Here is a 1,136-nt window from a genome sequence, read left to right on the forward strand (position 1 = left end):
CTGCGTCGGCGTCGCCGGCCTTGTTCGCGGCATCGCTGTCGAGCAGTGGGCTCTCCTGCTGGAAGATCGCTTCGCGCAGCAGCGCCAGGACACCCTTGCGCTTGGCAAACCACTGCCGACGTAGGCGCAGCAGTTCCTTCTCGGCCTCGTCCTTGTCCAGGCAGATAAAGCGGGTCGACCAGCGATAGGCGAAGCCCAAACGGTTGAGGTCGTCCAGCACGCCTGGCCAGGTCGAAGCGGGGAAACCACGTACTGACAGCGTGCGCAGATGCTGCTCACCGAGACGCGGCGCCAGGCCAGTGGTCAGGGGGCTGTCAGCCAGCAGGATATCGAGGTGGAAGGGCACATCGGGTACAGCCACCCGCTGGCGATGGGTCGAAATCGTGGCATGCAGGTAAGTCAGCGTCTGGCTGTCATCTAGCCAGGCAAGCTCTGGCATCACCCCATCCAGCAGATCGAAGAAACGATCCGTCTCGGCGATGAAGGCGGTCAGTCGTTCGCGCCAGTCGACTCCGCGTTGCGGCCGGTGCTCGTAGAGCAGGCCGGCGGCGCGCGAGCGCGGTTCTTCCGGTGGCAGGTAGAGNGAGACCGGCCCATGGCAGCCAGTCTGCGAGTTGGGCGGGGCGGCGCTGGTATTCGGTGAGGTTCAGCATGGCGGCCTCCTCACACATCCAGCAGTGACGGCTGCTTGATATGTCGGGCAAACACCTGGAGGAACTGCGGATCCAGACGGGTACCCCACACCGCCAGCGAGTGGCCTACCAACCAGAGCGCCAAACCAGGCAGCCACAGCTGCAAGCCCAGGCCGACCACTGCTGCCAGAGTGCCGTTGAGGATCGCCACGTTGCGTGGTGCGCCACCGAGCAGAATTGGCTCGGCCAGCGAGCGGTGCAATGGCACCTCGAAACCAGGGATGAGTTCGTGCTCGCCGTTCATGCGATCACCGCCCCGCCGGCAAAGCTGAAAAAGCTGAGGAAGAATGACGACGCGGCGAAGGCAATCGACAGGCCGAAGACGATCTGGATCAGCTTGCGAAAGCCGCCGCTGGTGTCGCCGAAGGCCAGCGTCAGGCCTGTGGTAATGATGATGATCACCGCGATGATGCGCGCCACCGGCCCCTGTACCGAATCAAGGAT

Annotated in this window: 2 protein-coding genes and 1 pseudogene; all 3 read right to left on the bottom strand. The window is 64.0% G+C overall.

Annotation, left to right across the window (positions count from 1 at the left end; genetic code table 11):
• Nucleotides 1-583: pseudogene (locus tag DXK50_RS24815) on the bottom strand (conjugal transfer protein TrbE); the annotation flags it as partial.
• 80 nt (nucleotides 584-663) lie between these two features.
• Nucleotides 664-936 (bottom strand): VirB3 family type IV secretion system protein, encoded by a 273-nt coding sequence (locus tag DXK50_RS24820; RefSeq protein ID WP_212632145.1) that lies wholly within the window; start codon nucleotides 934-936, stop codon nucleotides 664-666.
• A partial coding sequence (locus DXK50_RS24825) for a TrbC/VirB2 family protein (protein ID WP_212632146.1) occupies nucleotides 933-1,136 on the bottom strand: 204 nt, incomplete at its 5' end. The genes DXK50_RS24825 and DXK50_RS24820, both read right to left, overlap by 4 nt.

The organism is Pseudomonas sp. KB-10 (genome assembly GCF_018221585.1).
Classification (GTDB): domain Bacteria; phylum Pseudomonadota; class Gammaproteobacteria; order Pseudomonadales; family Pseudomonadaceae; genus Aquipseudomonas; species Aquipseudomonas yangonensis.